Genomic DNA, 23,377 nt, shown 5'->3' with positions numbered 1-23,377 from the left:
ACTTATTTAATTTCCTTTTACAATTACTGCATCTTCAATATGATAGATCCAGTCTTCAACATCGGCATCGTTTAGCCTTAAAGTCCCTTCCAACGTCACATACTGATCTGTTTTCAGTTTAGTCTTCTGATTCCTGAACTTAATTCCCATAATAGTTTCCGGTCCCGCTTTTCCACAGAAGAAACAGGATGCAAATACATTTTTGCTCAATGCATAATTGGTATTATCAATAGGAATCACAAATCCTGTCATCACATTTTTTTTCTTATTAATCCCCTTCAACTTGGAATTAAATATCGGAAACTCCACTTCTCCGTATAGTTTGTTTGGCTTTTTTTGATACGTGATTTGCCCCAGTAATTTCCAGTTTAGCGTGTCTATTGCGGTATAGGATGTTTCATATCCATTAGATGGCTGTACACCAGACACCAAAAATCCTGCCTGCTGCATAGGCTGGTTTACAATCTGTGGTTTTTCGATATTATCCTGAGAAGGGGGAAATTCGCTTCTAAAAAATAGATTCCTATAAATAGGGCTATGAAATAATAATATATTTTACGCATTGGCCAGTGTTTTTGAAATATTCAATTGATATGCTTTCACTGCAGGAATAAGGGCTGCAATAATTCCAACAAAGATAGTGACTAAAAATAAAATTCCTTCTTTTTCCCATACGAAAGCAAATGGGTTAAAACTCATTTTGTATTCTTCCTCTGTAGAGCTGGAAATAAGCCATAGTCCTATTCTACCCAAGACTGTACCGAAGATAAAACCGACAACACACAGTAATATACTTTCAAAAAGCACCAATTTCAATAACTGTGACCGGCTCGCTCCACTGACCCTGAGCAATGCAAACTCATATTTTCGCTCTTTCAGTGTATTATACAATGCGATAAAAATACTGATCCCGGAAATCAGCATAATTCCGTAGGCCAAATATTGTAAGGCATCAAGTCCAAAACCAAATAAGGTAAACAAACGGTTTATCTCTATTGCTGGTGAAGCAGCCTGCATTTTTGTGTTTTGAGAAATCAACCTCGGCCAGAGTACAAAAGCCATCTTATTCCGCAATTGCAATAAGACCGCTGTAATCTCCCGATCTTCCTCAGGTACCATTTGTTCTTCATGATGATGCTCGTGCTCCTGATGCTGCTCATTGTTTCCCACTTCATCAGAAGCATTTACAGTTTCTTCTTCTTCATGATGATCATGGACTGCCCATATACTTTCTATAGTTGTCAGTATAAGATTATCCATCACTTTACCGGTAGGCAAAAGCACGCCTTTGACTTTAAATGCAAAATCCTTGTGCACTTCTCCTTCTTTACTATCTCCGTGGGAACTGTAAAATTCATCCCCTGGCTTTAATTTCATTTTTTCTGCAACAGCACTCCCAAGAACCACATCAAAGTTATCGTGGAAAGTCATACCGGATTCCAGCTTACCGTCATATTTTTGAATATAATCCTCAGTCGTTCCGAGGATTTTATAGCCTTGATAATTATCCCCAAAGGCTAACGGTATTGCTTTCTTAACATAAGGATGCCGCATCCAGATTTGCGCCTCTTTATAATTGATATTTCCCGTCGGGGCATCCATTTGGTATACGGAAGATAAAATCAACTGCAGGGGACTTCCCTGTGCACCCAAAACAAGGTCAACTCCTTCAATGTTTTTAGAGAATTTATTTTCAAACTGTTCCTGCAGTAAAATCAATAGTGAAATTATTGCAACGCTGGCAGTTAGTAATACAATGCTTAATATGGTATTCAATGGCTTGAATACCATATTTTTCCATGCAATTTTTACAATCATAATAATGAAATATGGTTTTCAAAGCGATCTTTCAATCGTTGATCATGGGTTACTATAATCAGGGAGGCCTGGTGCTTTGCAGAAAGATCCGTAAGCAGGCTTGCTACTTTATCGGCATTCTCATCATCAAGGCTTGAGGTAGGTTCATCTGCCAAAAGCAGTTTTGGATCATTAATAAGTGCCCTGGCAATAGAAACACGTTGTTGCTGACCAATGCTCAACTGGGAAGGAAGTTTTTGTGCCTGTGCTTCCAGATCAAGTTGGGAAAGCAAAACATGTGCTTTTTCGTATTCCTTTTTCCCAGTAGCAAGCCAGGAGGCTAATACAATATTTTCAAGGACAGAAAGTGCTGCGATAAAATAAGACTGCTGCAATACTAATCCAATATTCGCTCCGCGGAACTTATCCATCGCCTTGGATGATAATGATCCTATCTGGGTTGAACCAATTTGGATTTCTCCAGTTTGTGGGGCCAAAAGCCCACCCAATAAATGCAGCAAGGTCGTTTTTCCCTTTCCTGACCCTCCGGTAATTAGTAGTGCTTTTCCAGGAGCTACGGTTATATCAGGAAAATGAAAATTTACATTCGGATAGGAGAATGTAATGTTTTTAGTCTGAATCATATCTTCTTGTAAATATGGCGGAAATATACACAACGCTATTCCGGAATTATCTTAATATTTTGTTAAGCAAATATACACATTAGAAATTTCCGGAATCTGCAAAGCTGTAATATCCTTTCTCTGTAATAATCAGATGGTCTAATAGCCGGATATCAAGATTTTTTCCGGCTTCTTTTAATTTTTCCGTAATCTGCTTATCGGCATCACTTGGTTGTAAAATTCCCGAAGGATGGTTATGGCATACAATAATTGACACTGCATTGTTTTCCAGTGCTTTTTTAAATACTAAACGAACATCTACCACAGTTCCTGTAATTCCACCCTTACTCAGCTGTGACTTCATCACAATCTTATTGGAATTATTGAGGTATAAAATCCAAAACTCTTCGTGGGGTAGCTCCCCGATGAGCGGTTGCATAATTTCAAAAACAGATTTACTGGTGGCTATTTTGTCCAATACAATCCCCTCTTCGCTCCTTCTCCGCCTGCCGAGTTCGAGTGCCGAAACGATAGTAATAGCCTTTGCTTCTCCAATACCCTTAAATTCCGTCAACTGCTGGACTGATAACTTGCCCAACGCTGCTAAATTATTTCCGACACTCGCCAGTATTTTTTTGCTGAGACCAACCGCACTCTCATGGCGGTTTCCCGTTCCGATTAGTATAGCGATCAATTCGGCATCGCTCACCACCGTTTTGCCTTTTTGCAGTAATTTCTCGCGTGGCCGATCATCTTCTGCCCATTCTTTGATTGAAAAAGGTATAGTGTCCTTCATATGCTTCATTTTTTAATCCTGAAACGATTTATTTTATCCTTTCTGTATACTTTAAAAGGCTTCTAACCGTTTCAATATGAAACACTAATGTATGAAATCCATTTGGATCCTATTTCTTTTTATTGGAATTTATACGACACAGGCACAGGCAGATTTTGGTACTAAGCTTTCCAACGCGGCACTACTTCTGACACGTGACAAGGTGGTATATGATCCTTCGTATGTTACGATGCCGTATCCGAATGGTGACGTTCCGAAAGGAACAGGAGTTTGTACTGATGTGATAATCCGGGCCTACCGAAAATTGGGAATAGACCTTCAAAAAGAAGTGCATACCGACATGGTCAGGAACTTTTCGAAATATCCAAATACGTGGAATCTAAAAACTACCGATACTAATATCGACCATCGAAGAGTCCCTAATCTACAAGTGTTTTTTACACGCTTTGGAAAAAGCCTACCCGTTACGGCAAATGCAGCTGACTATAAAACCGGTGACCTGGTGACCTGGATGATTGGTGACAAATTACCCCATATTGGAATTGTCACTCATAAAAAAAGCCTGAGCGGCACTCCCCTTATTGTTCATAACGTTGGTGCCGGACAGGTTTTAGAAAATTGTTTGTTCAACTATAAAATTACCGGCCATTACCGGTATATTCCCGTTCAATAATTTATAGTGCTTTTATTGTATTAATTCTTTTACATCGTCAAAATTAAGCCCTCCATAATTCCCGGAACTCATTAACAATAACGCCGATTTTTCAGTATCATATTTCAGGTGCGTCAGGTATTCTTTAAAAGCTTCAGGATTGGTATATACGATAAGGTCCTGCTTTTGGAAAGCCTCTGCAATTTGCTCTGCTGTAACTTCTTCCAGTTGCTTGATTTTTACGGCATCCGGAGAATAAAAAACTACTGCAGTATCCGCATACTCCAATGTCCCCTGGTATTCTTTCAGGAATTCGGCATTGAGGCTGCTGTACGTGTGCAATTCTAAACAGGCAATGATCCTGCGATCCGGGTATTGTTCTTTTACCGCTTTTGTGGTAGCTACCACTTTACTCGGAGAGTGTGCAAAATCTTTATAGGCTACTTTATTTTTACTTTCGGCAATTTTCTCCAATCGTTTTGATGCGCCTTTGAAACTCGCGATCGCCTGGTAAAAATCGGCTTCATCTACACCCATGTTCTGGCAGATCCATTTTGCCCCTGCAAGGTTATTCAGGTTGTGTGCTCCAAAAACTTCGATTGGCATAGCGCCTTCCGGAGTTTCTAATAATGTTATGCCATCCTGTACGGTATAGTGCGGAGTTTCATAAGGAATACGACGAATCGGATTCGTAGAAGCTTCTGCTATACGTTTTACTTCTGTGTCATCTTCATTATATACGAGAATACCACCATTGGTAATTTTCTTGATAAATATTTCAAATTGCTCTACATAGTTTTCATAGGTCGGAAACACATTGATATGATCCCATGCAATCCCACTGATCAATGCGATGTTCGGTTGATATAAATGGAACTTTGGCCTTCTGTCAATCGGTGAAGAAAGGTATTCGTCTCCTTCCAAAACAATAAAGTCATTTTCACTGGTCAGGTGTACCATTGTATCAAACCCTTCCAACTGAGCCCCCACCATATAATCCACGGCTATATTATGATAGGCCATGACATGCAATATCATCGAGGTGATAGTTGTTTTACCATGTGATCCACCAATAACGACCCGTGTTTTATCTTTGGATTGCTCATAGAGAAACTCGGGATAGGAATAGATTTTCAATCCCAGTGCTGTTGCTTTTACCAATTCCGGATTATCAGCCTTGGCATGCATTCCCAAAATAACCGCATCAATATCATTGGTAATTTTTTCGGGGTACCATCCCATCGTTTCCGGAAGTAATCCTTTTTTTTCGAGACGTGTTTTCGAAGGCTCAAAAATGGCATCATCACTTCCTGTAACCTGATATCCTTTGTTGTGTAGGGCCAATGCTAAATTATGCATTGCGCTTCCGCCGATGGCTATAAAATGTATCCGCATTTTCTTTCTGATATTTACGTTAGATGTAGACACATCTTATTTCTTTTTATTCTTTCGTATTCTGGTAACGGGTCATAACTGCTTTGGCTTTCTCCGGCAATTTCATCTTCTTGCTATACAATTCAGCTAGAATCTGGTAGGTAACTTTTGATCCTCCTACGGCAATTGCTTTCTTATAGTTTTCTTCCGCTGCCGCATAGCGCTTAAAATATTCATCAATTCTGCCTTGTGCCAAGTAGCCATCCACAGGGGATAATACCAGCAGCTGACCGGCATACTGTTTTGCTTTTGCTTCACTTCCTCCTATGATTCCCGGTAATTCCAGGTATAAGGTAAGTAATGCCCAACGTGCTTCAATATGATTGGGTTGCAAACGGATTGCATTTTCAAAAGAGGTTCTGATCCCATCTATCATCCCTACCGCTTTAAATGCATTCGATCCTTTTGCTTTCATGCCCAAAGCACCTCCATATTTATACTGATAGGTTGCCGATTTCGGCTGCAATGCTTTTAGTTTTTTATAATACTGTAATGCTTTATCCCAATGTTGTTGATGTCCTGCACAATCTCCAAGGTATTCATTAATCAATACATCATCAGGATTTTCCCGATCTAATTTTTCAAAAAGAACTGATGCCTGTTCGTATTTTTCCTGATGGAATAATGCCTTTGCTTTTTCCAGGTCACTCTGGGCAAATGCAGCAAAAGGCAACCAAAATATAAACAGGATTACAAGCTTCAAAATTGCACTATTTTAAGGTTCAAAAATAGGAAAATGATTTGGAATAGCGTGCCTCCAGTTTCTATTTGAATATTGTTTTATCAAATTCCTATTTTCATACAATTCTATCCTAAAAAACAAAACCCCGCTTCAGTTTCCTGAAGCGGGGTTTTTATAGTAAAAGCAGAACAATTATTTTTTAATTGTCAGCTCGTCGATGATATTCGTTGCACCAGCATATTTATCGATGATAAATAACACATAACGAATGTCCACGTTGATCGTTCTTTGTAATTCTTTATCAAAGATAACATCACCAGCCATCGCTTCGATATTTCCATCAAAAGCAATACCGATTAATTCTCCTTTTCCGTTTAATACCGGGGAACCAGAGTTACCACCTGTAATATCATTATCGGTAAGGAAGTTTACAGGCATATACCCTGCTTTATCAGCATACTGTCCGAATTCTTTTTTCTCATTCAGTTCAATTAATCTTTTTGGAAGATCAAATTCCTGGTCATTCGGTTTGTATTTTGCGATAGTTCCCTGTAAAGTTGTGTAGTTATTGACCTTAGCGTCATTTCTTTTATCTGCAGGAAGTGATCTTACTTTTCCGTAAGTCAGACGTAAAGTACTGTTGGCATCCGGGTAATGGATTTTGTTCAGTTTTGATTCACGAAGTCCTTCAACTAAAAGACGGAATGATTTCTGGTAGTCATTATCCAATTTTGTCATCTCTTCAGATTTCGCTCTGTAGTGTGTCAATAAAGCACTGGATAACAGGTATAATTTATCTGTTTTTAAAGCTTCTTCATTTGGTTTGGCCATATATGCCAAAACTTTATCTTTTGAAGTAAAGATACTGGTTGCAAAAGCATCGTCCACAAATTTAGTGAAGTCTCCGTTATTAGCTTTCGCCAGTTCTGCTACGTAAGGAGCAATAGGATAACCCGCTTTAGCAGCATATAAGTTCAATTCTGCAATAAGCACATCACGTTCTACGGGAAGATACATCTCACTGTAAGAAGATTCGATTTGCTCATCCAATTGTACTTTCACTTCTGCTTTTTTAGCATCGTTCTGTTGTGCATAATATTCCAGGCCTCTTCCTAAAGAATACGGAAGCGCTGCAAAAGCACTGTTTCTTAATAAACCAGTCAGGTAGTTATCATGACGTGCTTTATCATTTGTTTTGCTGTAGTAGTCATTTAATGTTGCGACTACTGTACCATATTTTGCTTTGTTTGCAGGTTTGTTCGCCCATTTGTTGAATTTCGCTTCCGCTTCCGCTTTTGTGGCAGCAGTTTTGAATTTGGTCAAAGCATCAATCATACCCTGGCGGTTTTTCCAGTAATTGGCTACTGAAGCATATTTTGAAGCATACTGAAGGTTTACTTTTTCATCTTTTAGCATGTGGAATTTCATTTTGTCCATTCCAACTTTGGAAGACTCTACCCATGCAGGATAAGCGAATTTCACGTTTTGTTCTATTCCTCCAGCTGGCATCCAACGGTTGGTTCTTCCAGGATAGCCCAGGATCATAGCAAAATCATTTTCCTGAACCCCTTTAAGACTTACAGGAAGGTAATGTTTAGGTTGTAACGGCACATTTGTAGCAGCATATTCTGCAGGATTTCCATCTTTATCAGCATATACTCTGAACATTGAGAAATCACCGGTATGACGAGGCCATTCCCAGTTGTCTGTATCTCCTCCGAATTTACCAATGCTTTCCGGTGGTGTACCCACTAAACGTACATCTGTAAAATCCTGGTATACGAAATAGTAATATTCATTACCCTGGAAGAAAGGACGAACAGACACAGTGTATTTACCACCTTCATTGTTTTCTTTTTCAATCAGTGCAATTTCCTGCTGAATCGCTTTCGCTCTTTCAGGCTCTGTCATTTTATCATTTACTTTGGATAAGATTCTTTTGGAAACATCATCCATTCGTACGAAGAAACGAACTGACATATTTTTAGGGCGAAGTTCAGCGCCTTTTGTTTTAGCCCAAAATCCATTTTTCAGGTAGTTTGCTTCCGGGGTTGAAACCTCTGCGATAGCATCATAACCACAGTGGTGATTGGTCAAAACTAATCCCTGGTTGGAAATAATTTCAGCTGTACAGCCACCGTTAAATTGTACAATTGCATCTTTGATACTGGAGTGGTTGATGCTGTAGATTTCTTCAGAAGTCAGTTGCAGCCCCATTTTTTCCATATCCCTGTGATTAAGACGCTCGATGAACATCAAAAACCACATTCCTTCATCCGCTTTTACAGGGATAACCATCATAGACATGGCCAGGAATAAAATAATTTTTTTCATTTCGTATGAATTTATAAAAGTTAGTTTTGAATAAGCTAATAGTCTTCCGGAACCTAATAATGTTACATTACCGGATGAAAATTAACTTTCTCTTTAGAAGTGCGAATATAGTTTATTTTGAGAATTTGATAATAAAACACGCCTTAAAACTCACTTTTCTACGATATCTTTTAACTTTTAATTTTGAAATGCCTTTGGCTGCAATACGATAATTAATTTTCTCAATTCCTCCCTTTTCAGATATCAGCACTACTACGGTGTCATCCCACCGATTTTCTGTAACAGATATTCCAGGCTGTCTTTACCATCAGGGACAATCTCGTCCGGCAGTATGCTCTGATGATCTAGTTTACCATTGGGCCTTATATTCAGGCTTGTAGAAACTTGAAAAGTAGTTCCGGAATTGGGTAGTTGGTACCACATAATCGGATCCGCATAAAAAGAAGAAACACTGCCTGTAGGTTGCCCTACCAAAGTTCCTAACCCATAATCCTTAACCATTGCGGCAAACATGGAGCCTGCCGAGAAAGTATCATTATCAATTAGCAAATAGGTTTTTCTATTACACCTCAATATTTTTTTGTACGGCTTGATCATTGGACTTGGCACTACTGCAATAGCATTGTCCTTGGTATGCCAGATTGCTTTAGTATGCGGATTAATCCCATATAAGAATTTTGCCCATCGCAAAACTCCGGGAATATACAGTGCCGCAAATTGCATTTTGAATTCCGGTGTCACTTTCCATTGGATTTCAGCGGAACTCCGGAAAGGCTTGTTGGCAAAATATTTCCCCAGGTCATCACCATATCGGCTGTCGCCTCCGTTATGCCCCCGAAAGTCGAGAATCAGGGTTGTACTTTTGTGCTTATCCATTGCCCGGAAACTCTTCCGGTAAAATCTGCGATAATACCGTCTTGACTTTTGGGCAAAATCCAGGATGGTCATCACTGCGATCGTATCCTGTACAAATTCCAACGTAGCTACTTCCCGATGCTGCTTTGTTCCATTCGCCTCATTTTTTACCTTGGCCGAAATCCCTTCCACAACAATTGTATGTTCCTTATCCTGACGATCATAAAAATCAATCGTATAGGGCGATTCCCATCCGTATACTTTCCAAATCAGGTAGGGAAAAGAAGTCGTGATATAATTCTCATCCAAAAAATCAAGTTCCTGTGACGAATGGAGCAACAATTGTGCAAAGATATCAGGCATCGCTATTCCGTTAATCGCTTTCAGGGTGCTACAACTATCAATCGCAGCAGATGCAGAAAGATTTTTAGCAATAGTATACTGCTCTTCTTTTTTTTGAATCGTAAAAGGTACAAACAATCCTTTCCGTTCTATGTAGGCTTTATAATAGGCCCGTGGATATGTCCGGGTATGGGCATCATTCATAAAAACGAAAATAGTTTCCAGTTTACGCCAAAAATCAAATGGGCTGCAGTAGTCCGGTAATTCCTGTTTCAGCTGTGCCACAAATTCCTGGCATTCCTCTTTTGTTCTGTAATGATATGCGTTCACATGTGAATATTCTATTTTAGCAATCAAAAGATCAATATCCTGAAGCATTGCTTTCTTCGAAATCCAGGTACTATCCTGAGCGATGCTATTCCAACCACACAAGAGCAGGAATAGCACTATACAATACGGTCTCATCTATACTGTCGGAATTATAAAATGGACTTCAGTTCCACTAACTCAAATTGTGGATCGTGACGTATGAATTCCCGGAACATCGCAGCATGGCTTGCCCCCAACAGTACCATAACAGACGTATCCTTGCTCTCTGTCAGTTTTTGTACCAATGCATACATATATAAATTACGTTTGTACCATTCCGAAACCAGGTATGCTCCTACGCCATTATCTGGTTTTCCAGCGCGGTTGGCAATATTCAGATACCATTGAAGATCCATATCGACATAGTCCTTTCCGTTCAAATCCAGTAACAGTTTGGTTAGCGTATACGTTTTTCGTTTTCTGTTCGATTCTATTTCGTAGTTTTTCATATTCTGTTCATTCGCTTCTAACAAAGCATCCTGCCCGGCATCCTTCATTCCTTTCACAAGGCTGTCATAGGGAAATTCGCTATTGCGGTTGTCAATACCATACAGCTTGGTATGGTGCAGTTTCTTAGCCGATCGTAGGGCGACCTGCACAATTTCATCAGCACTCGATCTCAGGAGGCTGTCGCTATTAAGGTTGTAGAACTTATCCAACGTGTTCTGTTTAGCAGCCGACCACTCTACAAAAATCTTATCGGGACCAAATTTCTGGATCTTATTGGCTATTTGCTCCAGTTCCTTTTGACTTTTTTCGGTCATTACATTAAAGGTATTCACTTGAGCGACATCCAAACCGGGATTTTGAAAATGAAAAGACCCGATCAACAGGATTTTCTTTTTAGCTATGGGTGCCTGTGCCTGAAGCATTGTAGCAGTTGCCAATAGGAATAGGGTAATCAATACGGTAAGCTTTGCCATGATGTATGTTTTTTAAATTTGATCCAAAGCTACTGGCATTATCCGAACTCTCGAAAAGCGTTTGACCAATGCTTTTTTACGGTAGACGAACGCCTTAAAAAAGGGCATTGCCAATTTCATCACCATATTTTGGCCGTTCATCACTACAAATCTACTGTTGCCGTAAAATAGCGTATAGCTTGCTCCAATAATTGTATTTTTGATCATTATTCCGTTACTATGAAACCAAAAATCCCCTTTTATTACCACTTACTGCTTTTCCTGGGACTGCTGCTGCTTAATATCCTTTGGGATATTGGTATAGATCAGAATCCAATTGCAGAAGCGTTCAAATGGCCCACCATACTGTTTTCGATCAGTTACATGCTGGCAACACTGTTCACCTATACCATTAATTTTTATACTTTTTGCCATTGGTTTCTGAACCGTAAACGGATCTTCTTTTACCTGCTCATGATTCCGGTTATACTGCTCCTGTTTGCAGGTATCCGCTACGTCATCGAAGAAGTTATAATTTACAACCTGACCGGCGCACACAATTATGGGGAGAATACCAGGAAAGTAGGCTACTATATCCGTGATAATTTTTTCTATGGGCTTCCAGCCTGGGTTATCAGTACTTTTTCCTATTTATTCTGGCAATTCCAGGCCTATCAGAAAATAAACCAGGAACTGCTGCTCGAGAACCAAAAGGCGCAACTACACCTGCTCAAAGCACAGGTAAGCCCTCATTTCCTCTTTAACACGCTAAATTCCTTCTACAGTGATCTTGCTTTACGCGATCCTAATACTGCTGCAGACCTGCTTATATTATCCGATTTACTGCGCTATGTAATTACCGAAAACGACAAGGAAACCACCAGCCTGAGCAAGGAAATTGACTTTATCAAAAATTATATCCTGCTTCAGGAGAAACGTTTTGAAAACCAGCTTTTCCTAGACTTTACTGTACAGGGGACTCCCGGAACGCAAACGCTGCTTCCTGCAGTATTAATTCATTTTGTGGAGAATGTCTTCAAGCATGCGATACTGAACCAACGGGATAAACCGGGCCGTATCACCATTAAAATTGGTGACAATCAGCTCGAAATCCATACCGTTAATACTATTGCCCGGGGGGAACAATACGATTCTACCGGGATTGGCTTTAATAACCTGAGTAAAAGGCTGGAGTATTATTATAAAGACAACTTTATACTGGATAAAAAACAGGAAAATGATATCTTTACGACCTATCTTAAGATTCCCCTAAATCAAGGTCTATGAAACTGAAATGTATCATTGTAGATGACGAACCACCAGCCATACGGTTACTGGAAAATTATGTCGCTAAAATTACGTTCCTGGATAAAGTCGGTTCATTTTCCGATTCCTTACAGGCACTGGCATTCCTGGGACAAAATGAAGTAGATGTGGTCTTTCTCGATATACAGATGCCACAGCTTACCGGGTTACAACTCTCTAAGATTATCCCAAAATCCTGTAAAGTAATTTTCACCACGGCTTATCCCGATTTTGCTTTGGAAGGATTTGACCTGAATGCAACAGACTATCTGCTGAAACCCATCGCTTTTGAACGGTTTTACCAGGCGGCTTCCAAACTGAATACCCTTCCTGTAGCAACAACTCCGGTCATGCAACAGGATTTCCTCTTTGTACGGACAGATGGTAAAAACAAATTATCAAAAGTGTTTATCCGGGATATCCTATATGCGGAAGCATTACAGAATTATGTTTGCCTGCATACTACCGCTACTATGCTGATTACCCATTCTTCCCTGAAAAACATATTGGAATCGCTACCCTCAACTGATTTTGTACAAATCCACAAATCATATATCATTGCACTCCAGCATATCGAATCTACTGATAACTTTTCGGTGTTCCTCCATGGCAAAGAACTGCCTGTCGGCGCGACTTATAAAGATGCTTTTTTTCGAAAAATCGAAGAGTATAAAATATGAAAGTGAGGCTCCGGATTATGATACTTTCCTACCGCTTAATCGCATGTAAAAGTTACTTTATTCAAATGAAATAAAGGCATCATTCTCATAATAAAACAGGAAAGCTTCAAATAGTTCTTCAACCGATACCGTCTCTTTTTGCTCTTTTGCGTTCAGCACTATATCTTCTATAGTCGCCTGATCCAACGCTGCAATCCAGCCTTTGTCCTGATATTCCTGAGGAATTCCAATTTCATCTTCGGCCAATTCACTGCTGTCCTGAGAGAATATTCCTTTTGTTTCCAGAGTCCATTGCTGGGGCGGCAGATACAGCCAGGTTTCAGGCTGCTGATCTATAGTCTCTAATACCATTCTAATCGTATGCTCATCCATGATTTGTAGTGTTTAATCAGTATTGTTTGTTATTGCATTGCTTTCATTCTTCGTCTTCATTCCTATTGCCTGATTTAATGAACAAGATACTACATAAAATAGATTTTTATAGCTATAGTAACTGTAGCCCGCAACAAATCATTATGTTTTTCTTTATGCTATAGCAGATAGCATTTCGGTAGGGGCAAATTAATTCTTATTTGATACAATACTTCAGTGCTGCTTATACTGGATACAAAACCCAGGATCATTTTTTATTGATCTATTAGTAACCCATAAAAAAAGACCACCCGAAAAGGTGATCTTTTTTATAGTATTCTATTTTAGGCTTATACTTCTTCGTTCAGCATTTTCCAAAGTTTATCTTTTAATTCTGTCAATCCCTGTTGTGCCACAGAAGAAATGAACATATATGGAATATCCTTAAAGTCGGCATCCATTTGTATTTTCATCTCTGCCTGAAGTTCCTCATCGAGCATGTCGCATTTGGACACAACCAACAGGCGTTCTTTATCCAGCATCTCTGGATTGTATTTCGTCAGCTCATTGATCAGGATATCGTATTCTTCCTTGATACTTGGCGCATCTGCGGGTACCAAAAACAGCAATGTTGAGTTCCGTTCGATATGACGCAGGAAATAATGCCCCAGTCCTTTTCCTTCTGCAGCACCTTCAATAATCCCCGGGATATCGGCAATTACAAAAGACTGAAAGTCACGATAAGCGACGATTCCTAAATTCGGCTTTAAGGTCGTAAAAGGATAATCGGCAATTTTTGGTTTTGCAGAAGTAAGCACCGACAACAATGTCGATTTACCTGCATTTGGAAAACCTACCAGGCCTACATCCGCCAACACTTTCAGTTCCAGTGCAATATCATTCTCTTCCGCTGGCATACCCGGCTGGGAATACCGTGGTGTCTGGTTGGTGGAGCTCCTAAAATGCCAGTTCCCCAAACCACCTTTACCACCTTTGGCTATAATTCTTTTTTCCCCATGTTCGGTAATTTCGAACAGGATTTCATCGGTTTCTTTGTCCCGTACTACAGTTCCTAACGGCACTTCGATAAATTTATCTTCTCCATCAGAACCTGTACTTCGTGCGCTTCCACCATCGCCACCGTGACCGGCTTTGACGTGTCTTGCAAATTTCAGGTGGAACAACGTCCATAATCCTTTATTTCCAATCAGGTAAACGTGTCCACCACGACCGCCATCACCTCCGTCAGGGCCTCCTTTTTCAATAAATTTTTCCCTGTGCAGGTGCGTAGATCCTTTTCCGCCTTTCCCGGATGAAACATAAATTTTTACGTAGTCTACGAAATTTCCTTCTGTCATTTTGTTTTGTTTACTGCCTCGATGCTGTGGTTTTTAATCCTTATCATCCGGCATTCGTTATTCTTCATTCAACACTATCAAAGCCTGCGATGGCCGGCTTTGAAATCCAACGCTATTTTTGCTGTCACGCTCCGTGACTTTATTCTTTTAGGGAACGTACCAATACTTTGTCAATTTTCACCCCGTCCATATCGATTACTTCCAGTTCAAACAGGTTCCAGATCAGTTTTTCGCCTTCTTTGGGAATATAGGATAGTTCGGTCATAATCAATCCGCTTACTGTAGTGACCTCATAATCATTGATGAGCTCATCCAGGTCAAAATACGTCAGGAAGTCATGCAGCGAATAGTGACCGTCTACCAGCCACGTTCCGTCTTCACGGGCGATCAGCTGAAATTCTTCATGGTAAAAATCAGAAGCATCTCCTACGAGGGCTTCCAAAATATCATTTAAGGTAATCATACCTTGTACGACGCCGTATTCGTCAGTAACGATGGCATAGTGTACCTTGGTTTTCTTAAAAACATCCAAAGCTTTATATGCCGAGGTATGCTCAATCAGGTAGACCGGTTCTTTAGTAATCGCCCGAAGGTCAACCGTGCCTTTTTCAAAATTGGCAAATAAATCTTTCAGCAGTACCACCCCAACCAGATCATCCAGGTTATCTTCACAAACCGGATATACCGAGTGGATTTCTTCCAGCACTTTAGCTTTAAGTTCTTCCGTATTATCTTCCATAGAAAGGTATACGAGAGCCTTACGGTGTGTCATCAGCGAGTTTACCTTACGGTCTCCAATGTGAAAAACACGTTCCACAATATCCTGTTCAATTTCCTGAACTTCCCCTACTTCAGTACCTTCTTTAATGATCGCTTTAATCTCTTCTTCGGTTACTTTCCCATCAGCGGTCGGACGGATCCGGAACACTTTCAACAGGAATTCCGTAGAATTGGTCAGCAACCAGATAAAAGGCGCCGTAATAATCGAAATGACTTTCATCGGTACCGCCACCATTTTGGCAATGGCCTCCGGATAGTTCAATCCGATACGTTTGGGAACCAATTCTCCGAGTACGAGGGAGAAAAAGGTCAGTATAACCACAACGATCCCTACCGAAAGATTTCCGGAATAAGGATGTAATGCCGGATAACTATCCAGGAATACTTTAACGTCAGTGGTCACTTTATCCCCGGAATAAATACCGGTAAGGATACCAATCAGTGTAATTCCAATCTGTACTGTAGACAGGAATTTATTGGGTGAATTGGCTAAATCCAATGCAGTCTTTGCACTGGCATTTCCTTTTTTAGCGGAAGTTTCCAAACGATTTTTCCGTGCAGAAATCAAAGCGATTTCCGACATCGAGAAAACTCCGTTCAGGAGAATTAAGAAAAATATTATGGCTATTTCCAAGGGTTATAAATTATAGATTATCGATCACCTTACTCAGGCGTTCGGTGATTTCAGCAACAGAGCCGATTCCATCTACCGGACGGAACAGGTTTTTTGCCTGGTAATATTCAATTAATGGAGCTGTCTTCTCATTGTATTCCTCATAACGGTTCCGGATTTTATCTTCATCCTGATCGTCTGGTCGTCCACTCGTTTTCCCTCTTTCCAGCAAACGCTGCACTAAAATCTCATCATCAGCCTCCAAAGCTATTGTCGCGGTAATAGACCAGCCTTTAGTCGCTAAAAATGCTTCCAAAGCTTCTGCCTGTGCCAGTGTCCTTGGGAACCCGTCAAAAAGAAATCCTTTCGTACCCGGATTTTTTTCTACCTCATCCTGTAGCATTTTGATGGTTACTGCATCCGGAACCAGTTCGCCTTTATCCATGTATGATTTAGCTTCGATGCCCAAATCAGTATTGTTTTTAATATTGTAACGAAAAACATCTCCAGTAGAAATGTGCGTGAGATGGTATTTTTCTTTTAAAAATTCTGCCTGTGTTCCTTTTCCGGCTCCCGGTTTCCCGAATAATACGATATTAATCATTCTGTTGTATGGTTGTTTATAGTTGTTCGATTGGATCTGGGCAGACACTGGGAATGCCCCATTCATTTACTTTAGCTGGTATACTTCCGGCAGGTTACGCCCTAATCCGTCATAATCCAGTCCAAAGCCTACAATAAATTTGTTTGGAATTTCAATACCAATATAATCAATTTTGATATCTTTTTTATACGCTTCCGGCTTGAAAAACAGGGTGGCGATTTTAAAATCTTTTACGTTCTGGCCTTCAAATATCTTTTTCAGTTCCACTACTGTGTTTCCTGTATCGACAATATCTTCAATAATCACCACTGTTTTCCCGGATAAATCCTGGTTCAGCCCGATCAGTTGTTTCACATCATTGGTTGTTGAAGTCCCTTCATAGGAGGCCATCTTCACAAAACTTACTTCACAGGGCTTCGAATAGTGTTTCATAAAATCGGAAACGACCATAAATGCACCGTTCAGTACACCGATGAAAACTGGGATTTCATCCTGCAGGTCTTCTGCTACTTTTTGGGCCATCGCTGCTATCGCACTATCAATGGCTGAGGCACTTAAAAAAGGTACGAACTCTTTATCGTGAATTTGTATCACTTGTATTAGTTTTTAAAATAATTTGCAAATATACAGAAATTGTAGCGAGTTATGGAAACTACTTTTAACAGTTAAATAATAATTAATATTAGAGCTTCCTTTTTTATTCCGATTCTGAATTTGGTAAATTGTACTCTTTAGCAATGAAATAACTTCCAAAACCCCAAATCTATGAAAACCATTCCCCTCTATTTATTCCTCGCCGGAGGACTATTACTCAGCTCATGTAATGGTAACGGCCAGGTAAAAAAATCTGAAAAAGAAGCCATTGCCAAGCAAGGCAGCACAACTGTCAAAACCGCTATTGGCGATTTGGTACTTCCTGCACCTTATTCCTCAGAATCCGTAACCAAGAACAGCAGTATGAAAGACTGGCCGGTAGGAACGACACCAAAAGCACCCGCCGGATTTACAGTTACTAAATTTGCCGACGGCCTCAAAAATCCGCGTTCGACGTATATCGCTCCTAATAATGATATATTCGTCGTAGAAAGCAATACTTCCAGTAGTGCCAACCAGATTAGCGTTTTCCGCGACAGTGATAAAGATGGTGTATTTGAAACCCGCCAGGTATTCAAAGACGGCCTCAATAAACCTTTTGGTATGCTCATACTCAACAATTATTTCTATATCGCCAATACTGACGGCTTATACCGCTTTCCTTATAAAGAAGGCCAACTGAAACTGGAAGGCAAAGGCGAAAAAATCGTAACCCTTCCCGCAGGTGGCTATAACAACCACTGGACGCGTAACCTGTTGGCCAGTGCCGACGGTTCTAAAATATATATTTCTGTAGGCTCAGGGAGTAATAACGGCGAAAATGGCATGGATAAAGAAGTGCGTCGTGCCAATATCCTTGAAATCAATCCCGATGGTTCTGGCGAAATCATCTATGCCAGTGGGATCCGTAATCCTGTTGGGATGGACTGGAATCCGGTCAATCACGAATTGTGGACTGCTGTTAATGAGCGTGACGAACTGGGTGACGAACTGGTTCCGGACTATGTAACCAGCGTTAAAAAGGGCGGCTTTTATGGCTGGCCTTATTCTTATTATGGGCAAATCGAAGATCCCCGTATGAAAGGACACGCCAAAGACCTGGTGGCCAAAGCCATTGTTCCTGACGTTCCCGTTGGCCCGCATACCGCTTCCCTCGGTTTTGCATTTTATACTAAAGATGCCTTTCCTGCCAGTTATAAAAATGGTGCTTTTGTAGGACAGCATGGTTCCTGGAACCGATCCAAACTCAGCGGGTATAAAGTCTTATTCATTCCGTTTAAAGACGGTAAACCTTCCGGCAAGCCACAGGACTTCCTGACGGGATTTATCGCCAATGAAGATAAAGCCGAAGTCTATGGCCGTCCCGTAGCTGTCACAGTGATGAAAGACGGTTCCCTATTGGTGAATGATGACAGTGCCAATACCATTTGGCAAGTAACCGCCAATAAAAAATAAACTACAACTATTAAGGAGCAAAAGGTTCGGGATTTACCATTGATCCCTGTTCCCGCTGTACACATTATCTTTTTCCCGGCCGGGAGTTATCGGTCCGGGAAAAAGGATAATTGTTTCCATCGGGGCTACTCTTACACCATAAACCCGCTTATCTACACTGTAAAGGCCTATGTCCAAATATTACTTTTTACTCTGTTTTTTGGGTACTGCCTTTCTGGCATCTGCCCAGGAAAAACCCAAAGATTCCCTTTCGCAGCAATTGGAAATAGTCCACATCAGCGCCTTCCATATCAATGACAGCCTGCTCAATGCACCTGCTGCAATTGGCATCGTAAGCGCTGCCGACCTCCAGCGGAATAACCTTACGGACATCAGCCCGGCACTGAATCGTATTGCAGGAGTGTACATGCAGTCTGCTGTGATCAACACCAACCGCATCAGTATTCGTGGCATCGGTGCCCGGACACCCTACGGCACCAATAAGATCCGTGCTTTTTATGGCAGCATTCCACTCACCTCCGGAGATGCCGAGACCACTATCGAAGACCTCAATATTGAAAACATACAACAGGTTGAAATCATCAAAGGGCCTTTGTCCAGTGTATATGGTGCAGGATTGGGCGGCGCCATCCTACTCACGCCTATTACTGCCGCTGCTCCCGGAAGCACCGCTTCCATCACAAGTACACACGGCTCATTCGGGTTGGTCAAAAACAATATCAATTACAGCCTGGACACGCCACAATCCAGCCTGAACATCAACTACCACAAACTCAAAACTGACGGATGGCGCGAAAACAGTGCCTACAACCGGGAAGGGGTTACATTGGCCGGCGAGCTGTTTCGGAAACCCCACAGCAAACTCACCTACATTGCCAATTATACCGACATGAAAGCTTTTATCCCGAGCTCCGTAAGCCGGGAAAGTTTTGAGCAAACACCCTCTTTAGCCGCGCCCACCTGGAAAGCCGCTAAGGGATTTGAAGACTATACCGCTTATATGGTGGGCCTTTCCTACGAATTCGACCTGTCACCAGGCATCCGGAACAATACCTCTGTGTATGCCGCTACCAAGGACAGCAACGAGCCTCGCCCTTTTGATATTCTAAAACAAAAAACAGCCGCATTTGGCGGACGTACGCAGTTCACCGGGAATTTCCATATCGCCAGCCTGGACAGCAGGTTTATTGCAGGTTTCGAATATTTTCGGGATCATTATAAAGGTAAAACGCTTGAGAACCTGTACCAGCAAAACAATGGCGTGGGGAGCCTCGAAGGCAATCCTATTTCCGATACCCAGCAATACCGGGAGTTTTACAATGCTTTTTTACAGTTCCGGATCCAATTTTCCCCAAAAACCGAAATACAGGCCGGATTAAGCGTTAACACGACACAATTTGAACTCGAGAACCGAATGCCTCAATCGCCTCCGGAAACCTATAGTTATGACCCCATTTGGTCCCCACAACTGGCTTTCCTGTTCAAACCTACCAGTCATCAAACCTTTTATGCTTCGGCCAGCCGAGGATTCTCGTTGCCCAGTGTCGCAGAAACCCTTACCGATTCGGGAAATATCAATGCTGAAATCAAACCCGAAACCGGATATAATTTTGAAATCGGCAGTAAACTGTACTGGCTGGACAAACGATTATACACCGAAATCACATTGTACCACATGCAGATCAAAGACCTGCTTGTTGCCCAACGGGTGGGTGATGACCAATACATCGGGATTAATGCCGGCAAAACCATTCATCAGGGCCTTGAAGTCAGTATACATTACAACGCTTCGCTAAACGGCACTTTTTCAGTGCAGCCTTTTGCAACAGCCTCTTTGGGACGCTATAGATTTGACACCTTCCTGAATAACGGAACCGATTTTTCTGGAAACCACCTCACTGGCGTACCCTCGAACAAGGTGAATAGCGGTATTATGATCACGAGCCGTTTTGGCCTATACCTTTCGGGAGAATTTGAATTCGTAGACCGTATTCCCTTAAATGATGGAAATACCATGTATTCCGATGCTTACCGGATTGTCAATTTTAAAACCGGCTACCGGTTTACCCTGCTCCCGGGTTTCACTTCCCACATTGCCACCGGCATCAACAACGCATTAAATGAGAAGTATGCAGCAATGGTATTGGTAAATGCTACTGGTGTGGGCAGTGCTACTCCACGGTATTATTATCCCGGATTACCCGTAAACTATTATGCCAGTCTCTCTTTTAATTATTCTTTTTAATTGTTGTATTTTGCCACTGTAATTTCCGGAAAAGATGAATGAAACGCTCTACCGCAATATCGAAAACAGTTCGGCACACCGTCCCAGCCGGGATTTTAATTCAGGTTATATCTTTGAACATCCCGAATTATTTCCGGACCTTATGTCAGTAACATTTAACCTTAACGATAAAAACCACCATAAAGCCTGTTGGATACTGGAGCTGGTTTTGGAAAGCCAAATTGAATGGCTCGTTCCCTACCTGGATCTGTTTTGCCGTACCCTTTCGGAATACCGTCATGAAGGTGCGCTGCGATCGATTTCCAAAATCTGTATGTTTGCCGCAAAGCACCATAGCAAAAAAGCAAAACACAATCTTCCTTTTTTAGATGATAAACAGATTATCCTAATTACTGAATCCTGCTTCGACTGGCTGATTAACGACAGTAAGACAGCCACAAAGGCCTATGCGATGCGGGCATTATACGAAACCGGAAAACAGATAGACTGGGTATATCCCGAACTCCGGGATATACTATCCAAGGATTTCGCACACCATTCCCCTGCCTATCAGGCTGCCGCCAAAGAACTGCTGAGAAAAATATAAAATCAGGCACTGAGCATTATAGTTTTACATTTTTCCTGTGATCGCTTACTTCTCAAATTAAATGATATATTAGCCACTTTTTATACAAAGGCTATATCATGCAGGACGTACCAACCAAAAAAAACAGTTTACTATTTAATATCGTTACCAATCTTACCTTTTGGGTATTGATTGCTATTGTTTCAGGAATATTGTTGGGGAATTATAAACCCGATACTGCAGTACAAATGAAAGTTGTGGGCGATTCTTTTATCTCATTAGTTAAACTTTTTATCGGCCCGATTATCTTCCTGACGATTGTATTGGGTATTAGTGGTATGGGAGACCTAAAGAAAGTAGGGCGCATCGGTATCAAGGCACTACTGTATTTTGAGGTAGTTACCACATTTGCCCTTGCGATTGGAATCCTTGCCGCCTATATTATTCAACCGGGAAAAATCGACAAGTCAGGTCTCGACATTCAGGATGCCAGCCAATACACCACCAATCCCAAAACCGATTTTGACTGGTGGCATTTTTTTCTGGACAACTTCACGCTACAGGTGTTGCTTGCCGCTATAATTTGCGGTATCGCACTGAATTATTACAGTAAGAGGGAAATTATTGTAGGCTATTTATATAAATGTTCTAAAGTGGTTTTCAGGGTTCTTAAAATCGTCATGTACCTTGCCCCATTAGGTGCTTTTGGGGGAATGGCCTATACAATCGGAAAGTTTGGATTGCAGACATTAATTCCATTGGGAAAACTGATGGTCACCGTATACATCACGATGGCGCTCTTTATATTTGTGGTACTGGGCAGTATCTTACGGTATTACAAGATTCGTATCCTGGATTTCCTGAAGTTTATGAAAGCAGAGTTGCTCATTGTGTTGGGCACTTCCTCTTCGGAACCTGCGCTGCCAAGCCTTATGGAAAAACTGGAGCGCATGGGCTGTAGCAAATCGGTGGTCGGGCTCGTCGTCCCTACCGGTTATTCCTTTAATCTGGACGGTACTTCCATCTACCTTTCCATGTGTATCATCTTTTTGGCTCAACTCTATGACGTACACCTCAGCTTTGGCGAAATCCTAACCATCATCGGGCTCCTGATGATTACTTCCAAAGGTGCTGCCGGTGTAACCGGAAGTGGTTTTATCGTACTCGCTTCCACGCTGACGGCCATTCATAAAATCCCGGTAGAAGGCCTTGCATTCCTGTTGGGCGTTGATAAATTTATGAGCGAAGCCCGCGCCATTACCAATTTTATCGGGAACGGTGTGGCAACGATTGTAATTTCCAAAAATGAAAATGAATTCCTGCAGGTCGAGAATCCAATGAAGCTCGATTAATTTTCGATCAGGCCAATCACATTTCCATCTGGATCTTTAAACCAGGCCATAGCCCTATCACCGTCCCTAAAGATACCATCCGTCCCCGTCTGGATTCCGGGAAGATCATATTTTTCAAATACTACACCCAGTTTAGAAAGTTCCCGTACCGCTGCGGCCAGATGGGCTACGGTAAAATTCAGCACTGTAAATGTTGCCGCCAGATGATCAGATTTCGGATAGATAATAATATCCTGTCCGCGAACATGTAATTCCAGCACGCCTTCTGCTCCTGTGGTGACTTCAAGCCCTAAGGTCTGCCCGTAAAATCTTTTAGCACCTTCCAGGTCTTTCACTGAAAAACTACTGAATGCTTGTTTAAATTGTAGCATACTATCTTTTTTTAAATGCATTACCGACGGATCACCCTGATTTCCATCTGTGGATACCAGCCAACGCCATCATCTTTTTCCCAAATCCCGGAAAGCTCCTGCTTATCTTCCGAAAAAGCGCCACGAAACCGCAGTTCTGTACTTCGGAATGACAGGAATCCACTACACAAATCCATCGAATATTCTTCACAATTGCCAAAAGCATCAAAGCTACGCACTAAGAAGAGCTGCTCCTTGGCATTCCAGCCTATAATCTCCGTACTTTCTGTTCCCACATTTCCGATGGTAACTTTTACCCGGTGTAACAGGAAAAAACCA

Annotated in this window: 24 protein-coding genes; 7 read left to right on the top strand and 17 right to left on the bottom strand. The window is 41.3% G+C overall.

Annotated features, from left to right (window positions below):
* Positions 1–6 precede the first annotated feature (6 nt).
* The 4 genes from FK004_RS08595 to radC form a co-directional block, all read right to left on the bottom strand.
* Complete coding sequence (locus FK004_RS08595) at positions 7–450, bottom strand: hypothetical protein (RefSeq protein ID WP_108736903.1); 444 nt, start codon at positions 448–450, stop codon at positions 7–9.
* 105 nt (positions 451–555) lie between these two features.
* Positions 556–1,818 carry an ABC transporter permease gene (locus FK004_RS08590; protein WP_108736902.1) on the bottom strand — a complete coding sequence of 421 codons (1,263 nt, stop codon included), beginning with the start codon at positions 1,816–1,818 and terminating at the stop codon, positions 556–558.
* On the bottom strand, positions 1,815–2,441 hold the full coding sequence (locus FK004_RS08585; RefSeq protein WP_108736901.1) for an ABC transporter ATP-binding protein: 627 nt from the start codon (positions 2,439–2,441) through the stop codon (positions 1,815–1,817). Before FK004_RS08585 ends, FK004_RS08590 begins: the two co-directional genes overlap by 4 nt.
* 79 nt (positions 2,442–2,520) lie before the next feature.
* Entirely contained in the window at positions 2,521–3,216 is a 696-nt protein-coding gene (gene radC, locus FK004_RS08580; protein ID WP_108736900.1) for a RadC family protein, read from the bottom strand.
* Between the two features lie 91 nt (positions 3,217–3,307).
* Here radC and FK004_RS08575 point away from each other — a divergent pair, with 91 nt between their 5' ends.
* Complete coding sequence (locus tag FK004_RS08575; RefSeq protein WP_108736899.1) at positions 3,308–3,889, top strand: DUF1287 domain-containing protein; 582 nt, start codon at positions 3,308–3,310, stop codon at positions 3,887–3,889.
* A 12-nt stretch (positions 3,890–3,901) separates the two neighbouring features.
* On the opposite strand, the gene FK004_RS08570 is transcribed toward FK004_RS08575, so the two are convergent.
* From FK004_RS08570 to FK004_RS08545, 6 genes are all read right to left on the bottom strand, one after another.
* Positions 3,902–5,263, bottom strand: a complete 1,362-nt coding sequence (locus tag FK004_RS08570; protein WP_108736898.1) for a UDP-N-acetylmuramate--L-alanine ligase — start codon at positions 5,261–5,263, stop codon at positions 3,902–3,904.
* A 46-nt stretch (positions 5,264–5,309) separates the two neighbouring features.
* Complete coding sequence (locus tag FK004_RS08565) at positions 5,310–6,005, bottom strand: tetratricopeptide repeat protein (protein WP_227871693.1); 696 nt, start codon at positions 6,003–6,005, stop codon at positions 5,310–5,312.
* Between the two features lie 171 nt (positions 6,006–6,176).
* The gene (locus FK004_RS08560; RefSeq protein WP_108736896.1) at positions 6,177–8,318 is read right to left on the bottom strand and encodes a S46 family peptidase; all 2,142 of its coding nucleotides are present in this window, start codon (positions 8,316–8,318) and stop codon (positions 6,177–6,179) included.
* Positions 8,319–8,570: 252 nt separating this feature from the next.
* Entirely contained in the window at positions 8,571–9,980 is a 1,410-nt protein-coding gene (locus FK004_RS08555) for a S41 family peptidase (protein ID WP_108736895.1), read from the bottom strand.
* A gap of 14 nt (positions 9,981–9,994) precedes the next feature.
* Positions 9,995–10,807 carry a DUF5694 domain-containing protein gene (locus tag FK004_RS08550; RefSeq protein ID WP_108736894.1) on the bottom strand — a complete coding sequence of 271 codons (813 nt, stop codon included), beginning with the start codon at positions 10,805–10,807 and terminating at the stop codon, positions 9,995–9,997.
* A 12-nt stretch (positions 10,808–10,819) separates the two neighbouring features.
* Positions 10,820–11,014 (bottom strand): hypothetical protein, encoded by a 195-nt coding sequence (locus tag FK004_RS08545; RefSeq protein WP_108736893.1) that lies wholly within the window; start codon positions 11,012–11,014, stop codon positions 10,820–10,822.
* 12 nt (positions 11,015–11,026) lie between these two features.
* Here FK004_RS08545 and FK004_RS08540 point away from each other — a divergent pair, with 12 nt between their 5' ends.
* Both FK004_RS08540 and FK004_RS08535 read left to right on the top strand, forming a co-directional pair.
* Positions 11,027–12,073: a sensor histidine kinase gene (locus tag FK004_RS08540; RefSeq protein ID WP_108736892.1), complete on the top strand. Its 1,047-nt coding sequence runs from the start codon at positions 11,027–11,029 to the stop codon at positions 12,071–12,073.
* Positions 12,070–12,771 (top strand): LytR/AlgR family response regulator transcription factor, encoded by a 702-nt coding sequence (locus FK004_RS08535; RefSeq protein WP_108736891.1) that lies wholly within the window; start codon positions 12,070–12,072, stop codon positions 12,769–12,771. The genes FK004_RS08540 and FK004_RS08535 overlap by 4 nt, the downstream gene beginning before the upstream one ends.
* A 57-nt stretch (positions 12,772–12,828) precedes the next feature.
* On the opposite strand, the gene FK004_RS08530 is transcribed toward FK004_RS08535, so the two are convergent.
* The 5 genes from FK004_RS08530 to FK004_RS08510 all read right to left on the bottom strand — a co-directional run bounded on the left by FK004_RS08530 (position 12,829) and on the right by FK004_RS08510 (position 17,071).
* The gene (locus FK004_RS08530) at positions 12,829–13,143 is read right to left on the bottom strand and encodes a DUF7716 domain-containing protein (protein ID WP_108736890.1); all 315 of its coding nucleotides are present in this window, start codon (positions 13,141–13,143) and stop codon (positions 12,829–12,831) included.
* A gap of 329 nt (positions 13,144–13,472) precedes the next feature.
* Positions 13,473–14,480, bottom strand: a complete 1,008-nt coding sequence (gene obgE, locus FK004_RS08525) for a GTPase ObgE (protein WP_108736889.1) — start codon at positions 14,478–14,480, stop codon at positions 13,473–13,475.
* A gap of 139 nt (positions 14,481–14,619) precedes the next feature.
* Entirely contained in the window at positions 14,620–15,843 is a 1,224-nt protein-coding gene (locus FK004_RS08520; protein ID WP_420358896.1) for a hemolysin family protein, read from the bottom strand.
* A gap of 61 nt (positions 15,844–15,904) precedes the next feature.
* A complete protein-coding gene (locus FK004_RS08515) occupies positions 15,905–16,477 on the bottom strand; it encodes an adenylate kinase (protein WP_108738788.1) in 573 nt (190 codons plus the stop codon).
* 66 nt (positions 16,478–16,543) lie between these two features.
* Positions 16,544–17,071 (bottom strand): phosphoribosyltransferase, encoded by a 528-nt coding sequence (locus tag FK004_RS08510; protein ID WP_108736887.1) that lies wholly within the window; start codon positions 17,069–17,071, stop codon positions 16,544–16,546.
* Between the two features lie 171 nt (positions 17,072–17,242).
* Between FK004_RS08510 and FK004_RS08505 the strand changes: the two genes are divergently transcribed.
* From FK004_RS08505 to FK004_RS08490, 4 genes are all read left to right on the top strand, one after another.
* A complete protein-coding gene (locus tag FK004_RS08505; RefSeq protein ID WP_108736886.1) occupies positions 17,243–18,526 on the top strand; it encodes a PQQ-dependent sugar dehydrogenase in 1,284 nt (427 codons plus the stop codon).
* 169 nt (positions 18,527–18,695) lie between these two features.
* Entirely contained in the window at positions 18,696–20,771 is a 2,076-nt protein-coding gene (locus FK004_RS08500) for a TonB-dependent receptor family protein (RefSeq protein WP_108736885.1), read from the top strand.
* Positions 20,772–20,805: 34 nt separating this feature from the next.
* On the top strand, positions 20,806–21,357 hold the full coding sequence (locus tag FK004_RS08495; RefSeq protein WP_108736884.1) for a hypothetical protein: 552 nt from the start codon (positions 20,806–20,808) through the stop codon (positions 21,355–21,357).
* Positions 21,358–21,455: 98 nt separating this feature from the next.
* Positions 21,456–22,688: a cation:dicarboxylate symporter family transporter gene (locus tag FK004_RS08490; protein ID WP_108736883.1), complete on the top strand. Its 1,233-nt coding sequence runs from the start codon at positions 21,456–21,458 to the stop codon at positions 22,686–22,688.
* Here FK004_RS08490 and FK004_RS08485 read toward each other — a convergent pair.
* Positions 22,685–23,059: a VOC family protein gene (locus tag FK004_RS08485; RefSeq protein WP_108736882.1), complete on the bottom strand. Its 375-nt coding sequence runs from the start codon at positions 23,057–23,059 to the stop codon at positions 22,685–22,687. The genes FK004_RS08490 and FK004_RS08485 overlap by 4 nt on opposite strands.
* A gap of 20 nt (positions 23,060–23,079) precedes the next feature.
* A complete protein-coding gene (locus tag FK004_RS08480; protein ID WP_227871692.1) occupies positions 23,080–23,334 on the bottom strand; it encodes a hypothetical protein in 255 nt (84 codons plus the stop codon).
* Positions 23,335–23,377 lie beyond the last annotated feature (43 nt).

Source organism: Flavobacterium kingsejongi (genome assembly GCF_003076475.1).
Classification (GTDB): Bacteria; Bacteroidota; Bacteroidia; order Flavobacteriales; family Flavobacteriaceae; genus Flavobacterium; species Flavobacterium kingsejongi.
This window is presented reverse-complemented; position numbering and strand designations above follow the sequence as displayed.